Source organism: Agrobacterium larrymoorei (genome assembly GCF_013322225.1).
Classification (GTDB): domain Bacteria; phylum Pseudomonadota; class Alphaproteobacteria; order Rhizobiales; family Rhizobiaceae; genus Agrobacterium; species Agrobacterium larrymoorei_A.
This window is the reverse complement of record NZ_JAAMFB010000019.1, coordinates 21262-39615: the sequence shown is the minus strand read 5'-3', so window position 1 is coordinate 39615 and position 18354 is coordinate 21262. Positions and strand designations below refer to the sequence as shown.

General features: G+C 57.9%; 18 protein-coding genes. 16 read left to right on the top strand and 2 right to left on the bottom strand.

What is annotated here, in order from left to right:
• A complete protein-coding gene (gene hemC / locus G6L28_RS11860; RefSeq protein WP_174063985.1) occupies positions 1-930 on the bottom strand; it encodes a hydroxymethylbilane synthase in 930 nt (309 codons plus the stop codon).
• A gap of 72 nt (positions 931-1002) precedes the next feature.
• On the opposite strand from hemC, the gene tsaD reads away from it, so the two are divergent.
• Genes tsaD through G6L28_RS11835 form a run of 5 tightly spaced genes read left to right on the top strand, consistent with a single transcriptional unit; the run spans position 1003 to position 4506 of the window.
• Entirely contained in the window at positions 1003-2100 is a 1098-nt protein-coding gene (gene tsaD, locus G6L28_RS11855; RefSeq protein ID WP_174063984.1) for a tRNA (adenosine(37)-N6)-threonylcarbamoyltransferase complex transferase subunit TsaD, read from the top strand.
• Entirely contained in the window at positions 2097-3086 is a 990-nt protein-coding gene (locus tag G6L28_RS11850) for an NAD(P)H-dependent glycerol-3-phosphate dehydrogenase (protein WP_174063983.1), read from the top strand. The genes tsaD and G6L28_RS11850 overlap by 4 nt, the downstream gene beginning before the upstream one ends.
• Before the next feature lie 25 nt (positions 3087-3111).
• A complete protein-coding gene (locus tag G6L28_RS11845; RefSeq protein ID WP_174063982.1) occupies positions 3112-3405 on the top strand; it encodes a YciI-like protein in 294 nt (97 codons plus the stop codon).
• A 5-nt stretch (positions 3406-3410) separates the two neighbouring features.
• Positions 3411-3854, top strand: a complete 444-nt coding sequence (locus G6L28_RS11840; protein ID WP_174063981.1) for an EVE domain-containing protein — start codon at positions 3411-3413, stop codon at positions 3852-3854.
• Between the two features lie 7 nt (positions 3855-3861).
• Positions 3862-4506, top strand: coding sequence for a class I SAM-dependent methyltransferase (locus G6L28_RS11835; RefSeq protein WP_174063980.1), 645 nt, complete (start codon positions 3862-3864; stop codon positions 4504-4506).
• Positions 4507-4511: 5 nt separating this feature from the next.
• On the opposite strand, the gene G6L28_RS11830 is transcribed toward G6L28_RS11835, so the two are convergent.
• Positions 4512-4880 (bottom strand): hypothetical protein, encoded by a 369-nt coding sequence (locus tag G6L28_RS11830; RefSeq protein ID WP_174063979.1) that lies wholly within the window; start codon positions 4878-4880, stop codon positions 4512-4514.
• Between the two features lie 294 nt (positions 4881-5174).
• Between G6L28_RS11830 and sdhC the strand changes: the two genes are divergently transcribed.
• The 11 genes from sdhC to odhB all read left to right on the top strand — a co-directional run bounded on the left by sdhC (position 5175) and on the right by odhB (position 18295).
• Positions 5175-5567 carry a succinate dehydrogenase, cytochrome b556 subunit gene (sdhC, locus tag G6L28_RS11825; protein WP_174063978.1) on the top strand — a complete coding sequence of 131 codons (393 nt, stop codon included), beginning with the start codon at positions 5175-5177 and terminating at the stop codon, positions 5565-5567.
• A 12-nt stretch (positions 5568-5579) separates the two neighbouring features.
• Positions 5580-5960 carry a succinate dehydrogenase, hydrophobic membrane anchor protein gene (gene sdhD, locus G6L28_RS11820; protein ID WP_174063977.1) on the top strand — a complete coding sequence of 127 codons (381 nt, stop codon included), beginning with the start codon at positions 5580-5582 and terminating at the stop codon, positions 5958-5960.
• Positions 5961-5966: 6 nt separating this feature from the next.
• Entirely contained in the window at positions 5967-7811 is a 1845-nt protein-coding gene (gene sdhA, locus G6L28_RS11815) for a succinate dehydrogenase flavoprotein subunit (RefSeq protein WP_174063976.1), read from the top strand.
• Between the two features lie 17 nt (positions 7812-7828).
• A complete protein-coding gene (locus G6L28_RS11810; protein WP_174063975.1) occupies positions 7829-8608 on the top strand; it encodes a succinate dehydrogenase iron-sulfur subunit in 780 nt (259 codons plus the stop codon).
• Between the two features lie 207 nt (positions 8609-8815).
• Positions 8816-9349 (top strand): protease inhibitor Inh/omp19 family protein, encoded by a 534-nt coding sequence (locus G6L28_RS11805; RefSeq protein WP_174063974.1) that lies wholly within the window; start codon positions 8816-8818, stop codon positions 9347-9349.
• Positions 9350-9397: 48 nt separating this feature from the next.
• Complete coding sequence (gene zapE, locus G6L28_RS11800) at positions 9398-10561, top strand: cell division protein ZapE (protein WP_174063973.1); 1164 nt, start codon at positions 9398-9400, stop codon at positions 10559-10561.
• Positions 10562-10740: 179 nt separating this feature from the next.
• Entirely contained in the window at positions 10741-11703 is a 963-nt protein-coding gene (gene mdh, locus G6L28_RS11795) for a malate dehydrogenase (protein WP_174063972.1), read from the top strand.
• A 33-nt stretch (positions 11704-11736) separates the two neighbouring features.
• Positions 11737-12930 (top strand): ADP-forming succinate--CoA ligase subunit beta, encoded by a 1194-nt coding sequence (gene sucC, locus G6L28_RS11790; protein ID WP_137393317.1) that lies wholly within the window; start codon positions 11737-11739, stop codon positions 12928-12930.
• Positions 12931-12947: 17 nt separating this feature from the next.
• Positions 12948-13850, top strand: a complete 903-nt coding sequence (gene sucD / locus G6L28_RS11785) for a succinate--CoA ligase subunit alpha (RefSeq protein WP_174063971.1) — start codon at positions 12948-12950, stop codon at positions 13848-13850.
• Between the two features lie 160 nt (positions 13851-14010).
• Positions 14011-17007, top strand: a complete 2997-nt coding sequence (locus tag G6L28_RS11780; protein WP_174063970.1) for a 2-oxoglutarate dehydrogenase E1 component — start codon at positions 14011-14013, stop codon at positions 17005-17007.
• A 55-nt stretch (positions 17008-17062) separates the two neighbouring features.
• Positions 17063-18295, top strand: a complete 1233-nt coding sequence (gene odhB / locus G6L28_RS11775) for a 2-oxoglutarate dehydrogenase complex dihydrolipoyllysine-residue succinyltransferase (RefSeq protein ID WP_174063969.1) — start codon at positions 17063-17065, stop codon at positions 18293-18295.
• Positions 18296-18354: the final 59 nt, after the last annotated feature.

Here is an 18354-nt window from a genome sequence, read left to right as displayed (position 1 = left end):
TCAGGTCCAGCCTTCGAAGAAACCGGGTCCGGCATCGGCGCGGACCTTTTCACCAGCTTCGCGGCCAAGTGTTTCCGCTGTTGTTCGCTTTCCTTCCACCGTTACACCATGCTCCGTCTTGCCGTCCGGCGTCAGGATCAGGCCGTGGAAATGCAGGTTTTCTCCTTCACATATGGCATAACCGGCAATCGGTGTGCGGCACGAACCATCGAGTGCTGCAAGGAAAGCACGCTCGCAGGAAACGGCGTCGTAGGTCGGGCGATCATTGATGGCGTAAAGCAGTTCGTTGACACGGGTGTCGCCGATACGGCTCTCTATGCCAATCGCACCTTGAGCGGGGGCTGGCGGAAATTCCATCGGGTTCAGAAGCTCGGTCGGCACGTCCGCTTTGTTGAGCCGCTTCAATCCGGCGAATGCGAGCAGCGTTGCGTCTGCCTGTCCTTCTGCCAGCTTGCGAAGGCGGGTATCGACCAGACCCCGGAAAATGATGACATTGAGATCGGGGCGCAAGCGACGGATGAGCGACTGACGGCGCAGCGATGCGGAGCCGACTGTCGCGCCGTGCCGCAATTCGATGAGCTTCGGCGCGGTTCTGCCGATAAATGCATCACGCACGTCTTCACGCGGCAGAAAGGCGGTCAGTTGCAGGCCTTCCGGCAATCTCGTCGCCATGTCCTTGGACGAATGAACCGCGAAGTCCAGTGCACCGGAGAGGAGCTGCGCCTCCAGCTCTTCCGTGAACAGACCCTTGCCGCCGATTTCGGAGAGGGGGCGGTCCGTCATACGGTCACCCTTGGTGGAGAGAGGGACGATCTCAAACATTTCCGGCGGCAGGCCATGCGTGGCCATCAGCCGGTCGCGGGTTTCGAAAGCCTGCGCCAGCGCCAATGGGCTGCCGCGCGTGCCGATTCGGAAAGGTTTTGTTTGCATCCGTATCTATCCGTTGTTACCGGAGGTGTTCGTACCTAAGTTTCAAAAGCACCGCAATCAACGAACCCGTAGATGACCCCCTTTCTTCGTATTCTCGGCATAGAGACAAGTTGTGATGAAACTGCTGCATCCGTTGTGGTTCGGCACGGGGACGGGCGTGGCGAGATCGTTTCCGATGTCGTTTTGTCGCAGCTTGATGAGCACAGCGCCTATGGTGGCGTAGTGCCGGAAATCGCCGCACGCGCCCATGTCGAGGCACTCGATACGCTGATCGGTGAGGCACTGGCCGAGGCAGGCGTCACGCTGAAGGACATTGATGCGGTTGCCGCAACATCTGGTCCAGGGCTGATCGGCGGGCTGATCGTAGGGTTGATGACCGGAAAGGCGATTGCCAAGGCGGCGGGCAAGCCGCTCTATGCCATCAACCATCTTGAAGGCCACGCACTGACGGCGCGGCTGACCGACGGGCTTGCCTTCCCTTATCTGATGCTGCTGGTTTCCGGCGGGCATACGCAATTGATCCTCGTTCGTGGCGTCGGTCAATATGAGCGCTGGGGAACGACTATCGATGATGCGCTGGGTGAAGCATTCGACAAGACGGCGAAGCTGCTCGGTCTGCCCTATCCCGGTGGACCTGCTGTTGAAAAGGCGGCGGCCAATGGCAATCCAGACCGATTTCCGTTGCCGCGTCCGATGGTGGGCGAGGCAAGGCTCGACTTCTCCTTCTCGGGGCTCAAGACCGCAGTCCGGCAAGCGGCAACGACCATCGCGCCGCTTTCGGATCAGGATATTTCCGATATTTGCGCCTCCTTTCAAAAGGCTGTTTCGCGTACATTGAAGGATCGCATCGGACGTGGGCTTCAGCGCTTTCTTGACGAGTTTCCAGCTGTGGAGGGCGGGCCTGCGCTCGTTGTAGCAGGGGGTGTTGCCGCCAATCAGGAACTGCGACGCACGCTTCAGGAACTTTGCGACAAACACAGGTTCCGTTTCATTGCGCCACCCTTGAGCCTCTGCACCGACAATGCAGCCATGATCGCCTGGGCTGGTCTTGAGCGGATGGCGGAAGGGATGGAGGCGGACAGTCTCGATACGCAGCCCCGTTCGCGCTGGCCGCTCGATGCGCAGGCGCAAACGCTGATTGGCTTCGGCAAGCGCGGGGCAAAGGCATGAGCGCGCGTGAAAACGTCGTCGTCATTGGTGCAGGCGCATTCGGCACGGCGATTGCGGTTGTCGTAGCGCTGGAGAACCGTCACGATGTGACGCTGCTCGGTCGCGATCCCTCACTCATGGCGGATTTGCTGGCGGCTGGTGTTCATGATGCTGCCCTTCCAGGCATAGAATTGCCTGATATGCTCAGATACTCCGCCGAACCGGATGTTTTGCAAAACGCCGGTATCGTGCTCTTCGCGATGCCCTCGCAGGCCCAAGGCGATGCGGGGCGGCATTACGGTCCTTATCTGGCTAAGGATGCAGTCGTGGTAACCTGTGCAAAGGGTATCGACCGCTCTTCCGGTCGATTGCTGACAGAGATGCTGGAAAAAGAGCTGCCGCATCACGCCGTAGGCGTTCTATCCGGGCCAGGTTTTGCTGCCGATATCGCCAAGGGCCTACCGACAGCGATGGCGATTGCTGCCAGCGACGCGGCCATTGCCGAGCGGCTGGCGCTAACTATTTCCGGACAGACATTCAGGCTCTATGCTTCCACGGACCGTATCGGCGTACAGCTTGGCGGCGCGTTGAAGAATGTTCTTGCCATCGCTGCGGGCATCGTTGAAGGCGCTGGCCTCGGTGACTCGGCTCGTGCGGCCCTCATTTCACGTGGGCTTGCGGAAATGTCGCGACTTGTCGTCGCCATGGGTGGAAAAGCAGACACGGTACGCGGGCTCTCGGGCCTCGGCGATCTTGTTCTCACCGGTACCAGCCATCAGTCGCGCAACTTGCGTTTCGGCATTTCGCTGGGGCAGGGGGGAGGACCCTCCGCTTTTGATGGTGGGTTAGTGGAGGGTGCGTATGCCGCCTCGGTTGCCTCGCGTCTGGCCGCAGACCTTGGCATCGAAATGCCTGTCACCGACGCCGTGGCGGCCATCATCGATGGGCGTCTGGATATTCGCACTGCCATGCAACAATTGATGACACGGCCAATCACCACGGAATAAGGATTGGCCACAAGAGGAGACGAAAATGCTGTTTGCCTTCATCTGCAAGGATAAGCCCGGCCATCTGAACGTGCGCATGGATACGCGCCCCGCGCATCTGGAGCACCTCAACGCGCTCAACGCCGAAGGCACGCTGAAGATCGCCGGTCCGTTTCTCGCTGCAGACGGCAAGCCCAATGGCAGCCTGATCATTGTCGAGGCTGCCGATATCGACGCGGCGAAAGCTTTGGCGGATGCCGACCCTTACGCCAAGGCGGGCCTGTTCGAAAGCGTGGATGTGAAACCCTATAATTGGGTTTTCAATAATCCTGGAGCGTGAATAGCATGGCAAATTACTGGCTATTCAAATCCGAACCCGACACGTGGTCCTGGGAGCAGCAGAAAGCCAAGGGCGAGGCTGGCGAGGAATGGACAGGCGTGCGCAACTATCAGGCGCGCAACAATATGCGGGCTATGAAGCTGGGTGACAAGGGGTTCTTCTACCATTCCAACGAAGGGCTTGAGGTCGTCGGCATCGTGGAGGTCTGCGAGCTTTCAAAGCCGGATTCCTCCGCAGAGGGCGATGCACGCTGGGACTGCGTTCATATCAAGGCCGTCCAAGATGTGCCGAAGCCCGTTTCGCTCAAGACCGTGAAAGCCAATCCGAAGCTTGCCGAGATGTCGCTTGTCACTTCCATGCGTCTTTCCGTACAGCCGGTGACGGAGGCGGAATATCTGGAAGTCTGCCGCATGGCCGAGCTCGATAAGCCACCGCGCTCACCTGACTGAGCCGACATTGAAGACCGATCCCGAGCAATTTATCCTTGCCAATACCAGCCTCATGGCACCGCCACATGTGCCGGAGATCGAGCTGTACCTCGCGGGTGAAGCACATGATCTCTGGCTGAAGACGGAAGAGGAATTGGAAGAAATTGGCCTGCCACCGCCTTTCTGGGCGTTTGCCTGGGCAGGTGGCCAAGGATTGGCGCGCTATATTCTCGACCACCCCCATGAAGTTGCGGGCAGGCGCGTGTTGGATTTTGCCAGCGGTTCGGGGCTCGTTGCCATTGCTGCCGCAAAGGTGGGCGCTACAAACGTTTTGGCCGTCGATATCGATCCCTGGGCCAAAACGGCGATTGCGCTGAACGCTACGGTCAATCGAGTGGCGATGAGTAGTTGTGCTGATAATATCATCGGCAGAGCGATAGAGGCGGACGTCCTGCTGGCTGGCGATGTATTTTATGATCGCGATTTTGCCGATGCACTCATTCCATGGTTCTCGGCTTTGGCTGAAAAAGGCATAACGGTGCTGGTCGGCGATCCGGGTAGGGCTTACCTTCCGAAGGAGAGATTGTACGCCTGCGCGACCTACCATGTTCCCGTTACGCGGGCGCTGGAAGATAGCGAAATCAAGAAAACCACGGTCTGGCGTTTTGTCTGAAGCTCCTACGGTCGAATGACGCAAACGCCTGCCTCATAGGAGCATTCCGCTCCCATCGTCTCCCTGTTGACCGTGATGACGCGTGATCTGATTTCACCGGCACGCTTGATGGAGCCTGTATTGATGCTGCCACGATCTAAGGCGAAGTAGATCCCATTTCGTTTAAAGCGAACTGCCGAAATTCCACCCGCATATGTACCGATGCCCCTGTCATAAGAGGGTAATCCCTTCCCTCCTGCGATGGAATGATGGGTATCGGGATGATGCCGGTCACCACCGCGTTTGTCACGAAACTCGTCTGCGCGAGCGTCTATGCTGCCGGCGACAAGCATTGAAAGGGCGGCGCCCAGTATGATTCTTCCCACCGAAAACATGACATTCCTCCTCAATTTTTCCCAATGAAAGTGCTGATGATTTTTTTACGTAAAAGTAAGAAAATTTCCAGTATTTCACTTGGAAACGTTCGATATTTTATTTTCGATCCGTAAAAATGCGCAGTTTTTTCAAACCACAATCGATTAAATTCAAGCGGTTCGCCGATTGTGCTTGTCGTTATGCCATCGTGCGATTAAAGGTCGCGGTTGGTGCAATGCACATTCTTTCGTCAAGTGCGTTGTTTTGGGGGCGTCCGCAAAGGCCGGTGCGCCGGGAAACGCCGTGAGGTTCATATGGCGAATACGACAAACAATCGGCCGCTGTCGCCGCATCTTCAAATCTACAAGCCCATTCCGACGATGGTCGCGTCGATCGTGCATCGTATCACCGGTGCTGCGCTTTATTTCGGCACGCTGCTGGTTGCATGGTGGCTGATCGCGACAGCCTCGGGTGTCGACGCTTATGCGTGGGTGCAATGGGCAATGAGTTCGCTCATCGGCAAACTTATTCTGATCGGTTATACTTGGGCGCTGGTTCATCACATGCTCGGTGGCCTTCGCCATTTCATGTGGGATCTCGGCCACGGCTTCGACAAGCACTTTACCACAAAGGTGGCCAAGGCTTCGTTCGTCGTTTCCATCTGTCTGACCGCGCTGATCTGGGTCGTTGCCCTGATCGTGCGCTGAGGAGATATTATCATGGATATGCGTACACCTCTCGGTAAGGTTCGCGGTCTGGGATCCGCCAAGGACGGCACGGATCACTTCTGGCGTCAGCGCGTCACGGCGGTTGCCAACGTGCCGCTGCTGATCTTCTTCGTCGTGTTTCTCGTCATGTATGGCGGCGCTCCTTATGAGGAAGTCGCTTCCGCCCTTTCGAACCCGCTCGTTGCTGTTATCATGGGTCTGGTGGTCGTTTCCGGCCTCATCCACATGAAACTCGGCATGCAGGTCATCATCGAGGACTATGTGCATGCGGAAGTGCCGAAGCTGGTTCTTCTGATGCTCAACACGTTCTTCGCGGTCGTTGTAGGCGGTCTCTGTCTCTTCGCCGTCCTGAAAATCGCATTCGCAGGGTAATCCGTCATGGCATCGATCAGTTCACCTTCTCAGAACGGCAAGGCCTATACCTACGTCGATCACTCCTACGACGTCGTCGTCGTGGGCGCCGGTGGTGCGGGTCTCCGCGCGACGCTCGGCATGGCAGAGCAGGGCTTCAAGACAGCCTGTATCACCAAGGTTTTCCCAACCCGTTCGCACACCGTTGCAGCGCAGGGCGGCATTGCCGCTTCGCTCAACAACATGACGCCCGATAGCTGGCAGTGGCACCTTTACGACACCGTAAAGGGCTCCGACTGGCTGGGTGACGTGGACGCCATGCAGTATCTGGCCATGGAAGCGCCGAAGGCTGTCTATGAACTCGAGCACTATGGCGTTCCGTTCTCGCGTAACGCTGAGGGCAAGATTTATCAGCGCCCGTTCGGCGGCCACATGCAGAACTATGGTGAAGGTCCGCCCGTACAGCGCACCTGTGCCGCAGCCGACCGTACCGGCCACGCCATCCTGCACACGCTGTATGGTCAGTCGCTGCGCAACAACGCTGAATTCTTCATCGAATACTTCGCTCTCGACCTCATCATGTCTGATGATGGTAGCCGTTGCACCGGCGTCGTGGCCTGGAATCTGGATGACGGCACCATTCATCGCTTCTCCGCCAAGATGGTGGTTCTGGCGACGGGTGGCTACGGCCGCGCCTACTTCTCCGCCACCTCAGCGCACACCTGCACGGGCGATGGCGGTGGCATGGTTGCCCGCGCCGGACTTCCGCTTCAGGACATGGAATTCGTTCAGTTCCACCCGACCGGTATCTACGGCGCAGGCTGCCTGATTACCGAAGGCGCGCGCGGTGAGGGCGGTTACCTCGTCAACTCGGAAGGCGAACGCTTCATGGAGCGTTACGCTCCGTCGGCCAAGGATCTTGCATCCCGTGACGTCGTGTCTCGTTGCATGACCATGGAAATCCGCGAAGGCCGTGGCGTTGGCAAGAACAAGGACCACATCTTCCTGCATCTGGATCACCTCGATCCAGCCATCCTGCATGAGCGTCTGCCGGGTATCTCGGAAAGCGCCAAGATTTTCGCAGGCGTGGACGTCACGCGCGAGCCGATCCCGGTTCTGCCGACGGTTCACTATAACATGGGCGGCATCCCCACCAACTATTGGGGTGAAGTGCTGAACGCGGATAGTGAAAACCCGGAGCGTGTGATCCCTGGCCTGATGGCTGTGGGTGAGGCCGGTTGTGCCTCCGTTCATGGTGCTAACCGCTTGGGCTCGAATTCTCTCATCGACCTCGTGGTCTTCGGTCGTGCTGCCGCGATCCGTGCTGCCGAAGTCATCGACCGCAACAGCGCGGTTCCGGCACTCAACCTTGCTGCCTGCGACAGGATCATGGATCGCTTCGATCGCTTGCGTAACGCCAACGGCAGCACGCCGACAGCGGTACTGCGTGACAAGATGCAGCGCGCCATGCAGGAAGATGCTGCCGTGTTCCGCACGCAGGAATCGCTGGAAAGCGGTTGCCAGCGTCTGTCGGCCATCTGGAAGGAACTGCCGGACATCAAGGTCACGGACCGCTCCCTGGTCTGGAACTCCGATCTGGTCGAAACGCTCGAACTGGAAAACCTAATGGCCAACGCCATCACCACGGTTTACGGCGCGGAAGCCCGCAAGGAAAGCCGTGGTAGCCATGCGCGTGAGGACTTTACCGAAGGCGCATTTGCAGGTCGTGACGATGTCAACTGGCGCAAGCACACGCTCGCCTGGGTCAGCCCCGAAGGCGACGTGAAGCTCGACTACCGCCCTGTTCATACCGAACTCATCGCTGACGGCATCGATCCCAAGAAGATCGCGCCTAAAGCGCGCGTATACTGATTTGAGAGGAATTGGACATGGTTGAACTTGCTCTTCCCAAAAACTCTCAGATGACCGAAGGTAAGGTCTGGCCCAAGCCGGCGGCTGCGAAGAATGTTCGCGAGTACCGGATTTACCGCTGGAATCCGGATGACGGTCAGAACCCGCGTATCGATACTTATTATATCGACGTCGATGATTGCGGCCCGATGGTTCTCGATGCGCTTCTCTACATCAAGAACAATATCGACCCGACCTTGACGCTGCGCCGTTCCTGTCGTGAAGGCATCTGCGGTTCCTGCGCGATGAACATCGATGGCACCAACACGCTGGCCTGCACAAAAGGCATGGAAGAGATCAACGGTACAGTGAAGGTTTATCCTTTGCCGCACATGCCGGTGGTCAAGGATCTGGTCCCCGATCTATCGAACTTCTATGCACAGCACCGTTCCATCGAGCCATGGCTGAAGACGGTGTCTCCAACGCCTGCCAAGGAATGGAAACAGAGCCACGAAGACCGCCAGAAACTCGACGGCCTTTACGAGTGCATTCTCTGCGCCTGCTGCTCCACCTCCTGTCCCAGCTATTGGTGGAATGGCGACCGCTATCTTGGTCCAGCCGTTCTGCTGCAGGCCTATCGCTGGCTGATCGACAGCCGCGATGAAGCCACGGGCGAGCGTCTCGATAACCTCGAAGATCCTTTCCGTCTCTATCGCTGCCATACGATCATGAACTGCGCGCAGGCTTGTCCCAAGGGTCTGAACCCTGCCAAGGCAATTGCCGAAATCAAGAAGATGATGGTCGAGCGGCGCGTCTGATCACTGCCCAGAATTGTGGAAGAATGACAAACCGCGATCACCAGTCGCGGTTTGTTTGCGAAGGAAGATATGTCGAAATTTCCTTAAAATTAGAGTGAAATGGCAATTATCGTTGCTGCGGCTTGCTTTAGCTAAGGCTTTGGTAATAATTCAGCCGTTTTGTGTGGACATGGTCTATCAAAAGGCGAAGAGAGTCGGGAGCTAGAGATGCAATTCAGATATGTGGTGACAGGCCTTGCGGTCATCTTGGGCCTTGCCGGTTGCCAGCGCACCTCCTACGATTACGGCAGCAATCAGAATAGTGGCCCGGGTTACACGCCCCCTCTTCAGGCTCAGCCTGTTCCTTCCGTTCAGTCCGGCAATCTGCCGCCGCCCGGTGGTGCTTCTCAGTTTCCGACTGCTCCCGCCGGTAATGCTGCGGGCGGCACGAATGTGGCCTCGGCTGCTCCAACCACAGCTCTCGATGTCACCAAGGAATCGATGGTGGGTAACTGGCGTGTGTCCAACGGCGCGGCCAACTGCGATATGTTCCTGACGCTGACGAACCTCGGTAGTGGCTCGCGCGGCGGTACGCGCGGTTGTACGGGCGACCTGACCGCAATGGGCTCGTGGGAAGTCTCTGGCAAGATGGTTCAGTTCAAGAACCGCTCGGGCGATACGATCGGTCGCGTCTACAAGACTTCCGACGCTCGCTATGACGGTACGACCAATAACGGTCAGCCACTTAGCCTGAGCCGCTAATATTATCGACGCAGGTGCTCGTTGGTGCCTGCGTGCGGAGCTTTCTCCATGCAGCCAGTGCCCGCCTATAATCATAGTGTTGTTGAACAGCTCAACGCATTGACAGCATCTGGCGAACTGAAGGCCGACGCCGCCCAACTCGATGTGGCGGCGCATCTCGATAGAATTCTGGCTGACCTGAAGCTGCGCAAGCCGGCCAAAAAGAAAAGCGCGCTCGGCTGGATGTTCGCCCGCAAGGCGGCCTCAACACCTTCCGTCAAAGGGCTTTATGTCCATGGCAGCGTTGGTCGCGGCAAGACCATGCTGATGGACATGTTTTTTCAGATGGCGCCGGTCGAGAAGAAGCGTCGCTGCCATTTTCACGAATTCATGGCCGATGTTCATAATCGGGTCCATGCGCACCGACAGAAGCTGAAAGCTGGAGAAACAAAGCAGGCAGACCCCATTCCGCCGGTTGCTGAGCAGATTTTGGCAGAGGCGGAGTTGCTGTGCTTCGATGAATTCACCGTAACGGATATTGCCGACGCGATGATTCTGGCGCGGCTTTTCACCGAACTTTTCGCTAACGGCTGCACGCTGGTGACGACATCCAACGTGGTGCCGGACAATCTCTACAAGGATGGCCTCAATCGCGGCCTGTTCCTGCCCTTTGTCGATCTACTCAAGAAGCACGTCGAGGTCGTTTCTCTCGATAGTCCTATCGATTACCGGATGGAGAAGGTGAAGAGCCTTCCGGTCTATGTCACTCCTCTGGGCAGTGCTGCCGATCAGGCGATGGATATGGCCTGGCATCATCTGACTGCAGGGCAGACTGCCTCGCCTATCGAGATTGAGATGAAGGGTCGCTCCATTTTCGTGCCGATGGCTGCGGGTCGTGTCGCTCGTTTCACCTTCAGGGACCTCTGCGAAAAGCCGCTCGGTGCCGCAGATTTTCTGGCGATTGCCAATCGTTTCGACACTATTTTCATCGACCATATTCCTTTTCTCAGCGCAGATCGTCGCAATGAGACGAAGCGCTTCATTATTCTGATCGACGCACTTTATGACCATACGGTCAGACTTTTCGCCTCCGCCGCTGCCATGCCGGAAGACCTCTTGGGAATGCGCAAGGGTACAGAGGGTTTTGAGTTTGACAGAACGGCATCTCGCCTTTTCGAGATGCGCAGCGCCGATTATCTTGAGCTACACAACGGCAAACGGCAAGCCGCTTGACGTTTTGATGACACAATATATTACGTTTACGTAAGAATTTTATCATCTAAACGATTGAAAAACCTACTCTCAAAATAATCTGTTGCCATTTTAGGTCAATAAGTCTAAGCCGAGTGCGACAATTTGGGCCGCGCACGCTCGCGGTGAAATTGATGTTGAAGCTCGAGAGGAAGCATTCGATGGCTCGCAAGAAAATCGCACTTATTGGTTCTGGCATGATCGGCGGCACGCTGGCGCATCTCGCCAGCCTGAAGGAATTGGGCGACATCGTCCTCTTCGATATTGCCGATGGCATTCCGCAGGGTAAGGGCCTCGATATCGCCCAGTCCGGTCCTGTCGAAGGCTTCAACGCCAAGCTGACCGGTGCGTCCGACTACGCCGCCATCGAAGGCGCGGATGTCTGCATCGTCACCGCAGGCGTTGCCCGCAAACCCGGCATGAGCCGCGATGACCTTCTCGGCATCAACCTCAAGGTCATGGAACAGGTCGGCGCTGGCATCAAGAAGTATGCCCCGAATGCGTTCGTCATCTGCATCACCAACCCGCTCGACGCGATGGTCTGGGCGCTACAGAAGTTCTCCGGCCTGCCGAAGAACAAGGTCGTCGGCATGGCTGGCGTTCTGGACAGCGCGCGCTTCCGTCTGTTCCTGTCTGAAGAATTCAACGTTTCGGTTCAGGACGTGACGGCGTTCGTTCTCGGCGGCCACGGCGATACCATGGTTCCGCTCGCTCGCTACTCCACCATCGGCGGCATTCCCTTGACCGACCTCGTCAAGATGGGCTGGCTCACTGCCGAGCGTCTTGAAGAAATCGTTCAGCGCACCCGCGACGGCGGCGCTGAAATCGTCGGCCTGCTCAAGACCGGCTCTGCCTATTACGCGCCTGCTGCTTCGGCTATCGAAATGGCTGAATCCTACCTCAAGGACAAGAAGCGCGTTCTGCCTGCTGCTGCTCACCTTTCCGGCCAGTATGGCGTCAACGACATGTATGTCGGCGTACCGACGATCATCGGTGCTGGTGGCGTCGAGCGCGTCATCGAAATCGAACTCAACAAGGACGAGGAAGCAGCCTTCCAGAAGTCTGTCGGTGCAGTCGCCGGTCTTTGCGAAGCCTGCGTCAACATCGCGCCTTCGCTGAAGTAATTTGCCGTTTCGGCTGTAAACAGGGATTAATCCATGAATATTCATGAGTATCAGGCCAAGGCTCTTCTGAAGGGCTTTGGTGCGCCGGTGGCCGAAGGGGTTGCTATCCTCAAGGTTGAAGAAGCCGAAGCTGCTGCCAAGCAGCTTCCTGGCCCGCTCTACGTCGTCAAGAGCCAGATCCATGCTGGTGGTCGCGGCAAGGGCAAGTTCAAGGAACTTGGTCCCGACGCAAAGGGCGGCGTTCGCCTTGCCAAGTCCATCGAGGAAGTTGTGGCTCACGCCAAGGACATGCTCGGCAACACGCTGGTAACGGCGCAGACCGGCGACGCTGGCAAGCAGGTTAACCGTCTCTACATCGAAGACGGCGCAGACATCGCTCGCGAACTTTACTGCTCGCTGCTGGTCGATCGCTCCGTCGGTCAGGTCGCATTCGTGGTTTCCACCGAAGGCGGCATGGACATCGAAGCTGTCGCGCACGACACGCCTGAGAAGATCCACACCATCGCGATCAACCCGGAAGCCGGTGTCACGGCTGACGACGTTGCCAAGATTTCCAGCGCGCTCGCTCTGGAAGGTGCTGCTGCCGAAGACGCCAAGGCGCTCTTCCCGGCGCTCTACAAGGCCTTCGTTGAGAAGGACATGGCTCTCCTCGAAGTCAACCCGCTGATCGTCATGGAAAACGGCCATCTGCGCGTTCTCGATGCCAAGATGTCCTTCGACGGCAACGCGCTGTTCCGCCATGACGACGTCAAGGCTCTGCGCGACGAGACCGAAGAAGACGCCAAGGAAATCGAAGCTTCCAAGTGGGACCTCGCCTACGTTGCTCTCGATGGCAACATCGGCTGCATGGTCAACGGCGCTGGTCTTGCCATGGCAACGATGGACATCATCAAGCTGTACGGCAAAGAGCCTGCAAACTTCTGCGACGTCGGCGGTGGCGCTGGCAAGGAGAAGGTTGCGGCAGCATTCAAGATCATCACGGCTGACCCGAAGGTCGAGGGCATCCTCGTCAACATCTTCGGCGGCATCATGAAGTGCGACGTCATCGCTGAAGGCGTTATCGCCGCAGTGAAGGAAGTCGGCTTGCAGGTTCCTCTCGTCGTGCGCCTCGAAGGCACCAACGTCGAGCTTGGCAAGAAGCTTCTCAACGAATCTGGCCTTGCGATTACAGCTGCTGACGACCTGGACGATGCAGCCAAGAAGATCGTCGCGGCGATCAACGGCTAATTGAAGGACCGGAAATAATGTCAATTCTCGTCAATAAAGACACGAAGATCCTCGTTCAGGGTCTGACCGGCAAGACCGGTACCTTCCACACCGAGCAGGCGCTTGCTTACTACGGCACGCAGATGGTCGGCGGTATTCACCCTTCCAAGGGCGGCACCAACTGGACCGGCTCCAAGGGCGAAACCCTGCCGATCTTCGCAACCGTTGCAGAAGCCAAGGACAAGACCGGTGCAGACGCATCCGTGATCTACGTTCCGCCGGCAGGTGCCGCAGATGCGATCATCGAAGCCATCGATGCGGAAATTCCGTTCATCACCTGCATCACCGAAGGTATTCCGGTTGCTGACATGGTGCGCGTCAAGGCTCGCCTCGACCGTTCGAATTCCCGTCTGCTTGGCCCTAACTGCCCAGGCATCATGACGCCGGAAGAGTGCAAGATCGGCATCATGCCGGGCTCCATCTTCCGCAAGGGTTCCGTCGGTATCGTTTCGCGCTCCGGCACGCTGACCTACGAAGCCGTGTTCCAGACATCCAACGAAGGCCTCGGCCAGACGACGGCTGTCGGCATCGGCGGCGACCCGGTCAAGGGCACCGAGTTCATCGACGTGCTGGAAATGTTCCTCGCAGACGAAGCAACGACCTCGATCATCATGATCGGTGAAATTGGTGGTTCGGCTGAAGAAGATGCAGCCCAGTTCCTGATCGACGAAGCAAAGAAGGGCCGCAAGAAGCCGATGGCTGGCTTCATTGCCGGTCGTACCGCTCCGAAGGGCCGCACCATGGGCCACGCCGGTGCTGTCGTTTCCGGCGGCAAGGGCGATGCAGAATCCAAGATTTCTGCCATGGAAGCAGCAGGCATCAAGGTTTCGCCTTCCCCGGCACGCCTTGGCAAGACGCTGGTCGAAGTCCTCAAGGGCTGAGACTGAAACCAATCTGGCAGCGGGCAGGGACCGATAACGGTAGCCTGCCCGAAGCCGCATGAAGAATAATCGATGCTTTTCGCATCGCAGACTAAGCGGCAGGCCGTGAATGGCCATCAACGGGATTGAGGAGGCGGACGATCAAGTCCGCGATAAAACAATGGCAAGGCAAGAAGCCAACGAGCAGTTTCAGGTCACGTCGTTTCTCGACGGCGCGAATGCAGCCTATATCGAGCAGCTCTACGCCCGGTACGAAGAGGACCCATCCTCCGTATCGCCAGAGTGGCAGAGCTTCTTCAAGGCGCTTTCCGATAATCCCGACGATGTGAAGGCGGCCGCAAAAGGCGCTTCCTGGAAGCGCGACAACTGGCCGATCCCGGCCAATGGCGACCTGATTTCCGCACTGGATGGCAACTGGGCGACGGTCGAAAAGGCCATCGAAAAAAAGGTTCAGGCCAAGGCCGAAGCCAAGGGCGCCGAGACCGGCAAGGCCGTCAGCGAAGCCGAAGTGCTTCAGGCGACTCGTGACAGCGTTCGCGCCATCATGATGATTCGCGCCTATCGCATGCGCGGCCACCTGCATGCCAAGCTCGATCCGCTTGGCATTGCGAGCCCTGTCGAGGATTACAACGAATTGTCTCCGAAGTCCTACGGCTTCGAAGAGAGCGATTACGACCGCAAGATTTTCATCGATAACGTGCTCGGTCTGGAATATGCCAGCGTGCGCGAAATGATCGACATTCTGGAGCGCACCTACTGCTCCACCATCGGCGTCGAATTCATGCATATGTCCAGCCCCGAAGAAAAGGGCTGGATTCAGGAGCGCATCGAAGGCCCGGATAAGGGCGTTGCCTTCACTGCCGAAGGCAAAAAGGCAATCCTGTCCAAGCTCGTCGAGGCCGAAGGCTACGAGCAGTTCCTCGACGTCCGTTTCAAGGGCACCAAGCGTTTCGGTCTGGATGGCGGTGAATCGCTGATCCCGGCGCTGGAACAGATCATCAAGCGCGGCGGCCAGGACGGTCTCGAAGAAGTCGTTCTCGGCATGGCTCACCGCGGTCGCCTCAACGTGCTGACGAACGTCATGGGCAAGCCGCACCGTGCCGTGTTCCACGAGTTCAAGGGCGGTTCCTTCAAGCCTGACGATGTCGAAGGTTCCGGCGACGTGAAGTACCATCTCGGCGCCTCTTCCGACCGTGAGTTCGATGGTAACAAGGTTCACCTGTCGCTGACGGCAAACCCGTCGCACCTTGAAATCGTCAACCCTGTCGTCATGGGCAAGGCCCGTGCGAAGCAGGACCAGCTGGCGAAAATCTGGGAAGGCGATACCATTCCGCTTTCCGAGCGCGCCAAGGTTCTGCCGTTGCTGCTGCACGGTGATGCGGCCTTTGCGGGTCAGGGCGTCGTGGCTGAAATTCTCGGCCTTTCCGGTCTGCGCGGTCACCGCGTTGCCGGTACGATGCACGTCATCATCAACAACCAGATCGGCTTTACGACGAACCCGGGCTTCTCGCGCTCTTCGCCGTACCCATCCGACGTTGCCAAGATGATCGAAGCGCCGATCTTCCACGTCAATGGTGATGATCCGGAAGCTGTGGTCTACGCGGCGAAGATCGCCACCGAATACCGCATGAAGTTCCACAAGCCTGTCGTCATCGACATGTTCTGCTATCGCCGCTTCGGCCACAACGAAGGCGACGAGCCAGCGTTCACGCAGCCGAAGATGTACAAGGTCATCCGCGCTCACAAGACGGTTGCCCGCATTTATGCCGACCGCCTGATCGCAGAAGGCCTGATCAACGAAGGCGAGTTCGAGAAGCTGAAAGCCGATTGGCGTGCCAATCTGGAGCAGGAATTCGAAGCAGGCCAGAGCTACAAGCCGAACAAGGCCGACTGGCTGGACGGTCAATGGTCGGGTCTTCGCGCAGCGGACAACGCCGATGAGCAGCGTCGTGGCAAGACCGGCGCTCCGATGAAGCAGCTCAAGGAAATCGGCAAGAAGCTGTCGACCATTCCTGAAGGCTTCAAGGCCCATAAAACCATCCAGCGTTTCATGGAAAACCGTGCGCAGATGGTCGAAACCGGCGAGGGTCTTGACTGGGCGATGGCCGAAGCCTTTGCTTTCGGTACGCTGGTTGTCGATGGTCACAAGATTCGTCTGTCGGGTCAGGATTGTGAACGCGGTACCTTCTCGCAGCGCCACTCGGTTCTCTACGATCAGGAAACGGAAGAGCGTTACATTCCGCTGGCAAACCTCGCTCCGACACAGGCACGCTACGAAGTGATCAACTCGATGCTGTCCGAAGAGGCCGTTCTCGGCTTCGAATACGGCTACTCCCTGGCCCGTCCGAACGCGCTGACGCTTTGGGAAGCCCAGTTCGGTGACTTCGCCAATGGCGCGCAGGTCGTGTTCGACCAGTTCATCTCGTCTGGTGAACGCAAGTGGCTGCGTATGTCTGGTCTCGTCTGCCTTCTGCCGCATGGCTATGAAGGTCAGGGACCGGAACATTCGTCCGCCCGTCTGGAGCGCTGGTTGCAGATGTGCGCCGAAGACAACATGCAGGTCGCCAACGTCACGACCCCTGCCAACTACTTCCACATCCTACGCCGTCAGGTGAAGCGTGACTTCCGCAAGCCGCTGATCCTGATGACGCCGAAGTCCTTGCTGCGCCACAAGCGGGCAACCTCTTCGCTGACAGAACTGGGTGGCGAATCCTCGTTCCACCGTCTGCTGTGGGACGATGCGGAGGTCATCAAGGACGGTCCGATCAAGCTGCAGAAGGATTCGAAAATCCGCCGCGTCGTACTCTGCACCGGCAAGGTCTATTACGACCTGCTGGAAGAGCGCGAAAAGCGCGGGATCGACGATGTATACCTGCTGCGTATCGAACAGCTTTATCCGTTCCCGGCCAAGGCGCTCATCAACGAGCTGTCCCGCTTCCGCAATGCGGAGATGGTCTGGTGCCAGGAAGAGCCCAAGAACATGGGTGCGTGGTCCTTCATCGACCCGTATCTGGAATGGGTTCTGGCGCATATCGACGCCAAGTACCAGAAGGTCCGTTACACGGGCCGTCCGGCTGCCGCTTCTCCGGCGACCGGCCTGATGTCCAAGCATCTGGCGCAGCTTGCTGCGTTCCTCGAAGACGCATTGGGAGAGTAAAAACTCTCCCCCTTCGACCCTCGCAACAAAGACACCTGAATAACGGAACGATAAAATGGCCACTGAAATCCGCGTACCAACACTGGGTGAGTCCGTCAGCGAAGCGACTATCGGCACCTGGTTTAAGAAAGTCGGCGACACCGTCAAGGCTGACGAACCGCTGGTAGAACTGGAAACCGACAAGGTTACCGTTGAAGTTCCGGCTCCTGCTTCCGGCGTTCTGACCGAGATCGTTGCCCAGAATGGTGAGACCGTCGGTCTCGATGCGCTGCTCGGCCAGATCGCAGAAGGTGCAGCAGGCGCTGCAACCTCTGCACCGGCTGCAGCACCTGCCGCTCCGGCTCTTGCCGCAGCACCGGCTGCTGCCGCACCTGCACCTGCTGCAAGCGGTTCCGTTCCGGCGGCTCCTGCTGCTGCCAAGCTGCTCTCCGAAAACAACCTCTCCGCCGATCAGGTCGATGGTTCGGGCAAGCGTGGTCAGGTTCTGAAGGGTGATGTTCTGGCGGCTGTTGCCAAGGGCGTTTCTGCTCCTGCCGCTGCACCTGCTGCCGTTTCCGCACCGCGTCCGGTTTCTGCCGAAGGCGATGCCGTTCGCGAAGAGCGCGTGAAGATGACGCGCCTGCGTCAGACGATTGCCCGTCGCCTCAAGGACGCGCAGAACACTGCGGCGATGCTGACCACTTACAACGAAGTGGACATGAAGGCGGTCATGGACCTGCGTAACCGCTACAAGGACGTTTTCGAAAAGAAGCATGGCGTCAAGCTCGGCTTCATGGGCTTCTTCACCAAGGCTGTGACGCACGCTCTGAAGGAACTGCCTGCCGTTAACGCCGAAATCGATGGCAACGACATCATCTACAAGAACTATTGTCACGTCGGCATGGCTGTCGGTACGGACAAGGGTCTCGTCGTTCCGGTTATCCGTGATGCCGACCAGCTGTCCATCGCTGGCGTCGAAAAGGAACTCGGTCGTCTAGCCAAGTCCGCACGCGATGGTTCGCTCGGCATGGCCGACATGCAGGGCGGCACCTTCACCATTACCAATGGTGGCGTCTACGGCTCGCTGATGTCTTCGCCGATCCTCAACGCACCGCAGTCCGGTATCCTCGGCATGCACAAGATTCAGGAGCGCCCGGTCGTCGTCGGCGGCCAGATCGTTATCCGTCCGATGATGTATCTCGCGCTCTCCTACGATCACCGCATCGTTGACGGCAAGGAAGCGGTTACCTTCCTCGTTCGCGTCAAGGAAAGCCTGGAAGATCCGGAGCGTCTGGTTCTCGATCTATAATCGACTTGCTTTTCTGTTCAGCGGGGCTTCAACTGAAATCCCGCTGAATTTGCATTAGG

Excerpts from the sequence above, each read along its gene's own strand:
- sucD (WP_174063971.1), top strand. The coding sequence starts at position 12,948 with ATGTCAATTCTCGTCAATAAAGACACGAAGATCCTCGTTCAGGGTCTG.
- G6L28_RS11850 (WP_174063983.1), top strand. The coding sequence starts at position 2,097 with ATGAGCGCGCGTGAAAACGTCGTCGTCATTGGTGCAGGCGCATTCGGC.
- sdhA (WP_174063976.1), top strand. The coding sequence starts at position 5,967 with ATGGCATCGATCAGTTCACCTTCTCAGAACGGCAAGGCCTATACCTAC.
- G6L28_RS11810 (WP_174063975.1), top strand. The coding sequence starts at position 7,829 with ATGGTTGAACTTGCTCTTCCCAAAAACTCTCAGATGACCGAAGGTAAG.
- sucC (WP_137393317.1), top strand. The coding sequence starts at position 11,737 with ATGAATATTCATGAGTATCAGGCCAAGGCTCTTCTGAAGGGCTTTGGT.
- G6L28_RS11805 (WP_174063974.1), top strand. The coding sequence starts at position 8,816 with ATGCAATTCAGATATGTGGTGACAGGCCTTGCGGTCATCTTGGGCCTT.
- G6L28_RS11780 (WP_174063970.1), top strand. The coding sequence starts at position 14,011 with ATGGCAAGGCAAGAAGCCAACGAGCAGTTTCAGGTCACGTCGTTTCTC.
- G6L28_RS11840 (WP_174063981.1), top strand. The coding sequence starts at position 3,411 with ATGGCAAATTACTGGCTATTCAAATCCGAACCCGACACGTGGTCCTGG.
- zapE (WP_174063973.1), top strand. The coding sequence starts at position 9,398 with ATGCAGCCAGTGCCCGCCTATAATCATAGTGTTGTTGAACAGCTCAAC.
- G6L28_RS11830 (WP_174063979.1), bottom strand. The coding sequence starts at position 4,880 with ATGTTTTCGGTGGGAAGAATCATACTGGGCGCCGCCCTTTCAATGCTT.
- mdh (WP_174063972.1), top strand. The coding sequence starts at position 10,741 with ATGGCTCGCAAGAAAATCGCACTTATTGGTTCTGGCATGATCGGCGGC.
- sdhD (WP_174063977.1), top strand. The coding sequence starts at position 5,580 with ATGGATATGCGTACACCTCTCGGTAAGGTTCGCGGTCTGGGATCCGCC.
- odhB (WP_174063969.1), top strand. The coding sequence starts at position 17,063 with ATGGCCACTGAAATCCGCGTACCAACACTGGGTGAGTCCGTCAGCGAA.
- tsaD (WP_174063984.1), top strand. The coding sequence starts at position 1,003 with ATGACCCCCTTTCTTCGTATTCTCGGCATAGAGACAAGTTGTGATGAA.
- G6L28_RS11845 (WP_174063982.1), top strand. The coding sequence starts at position 3,112 with ATGCTGTTTGCCTTCATCTGCAAGGATAAGCCCGGCCATCTGAACGTG.
- sdhC (WP_174063978.1), top strand. The coding sequence starts at position 5,175 with ATGGCGAATACGACAAACAATCGGCCGCTGTCGCCGCATCTTCAAATC.
- hemC (WP_174063985.1), bottom strand. The coding sequence starts at position 930 with ATGCAAACAAAACCTTTCCGAATCGGCACGCGCGGCAGCCCATTGGCG.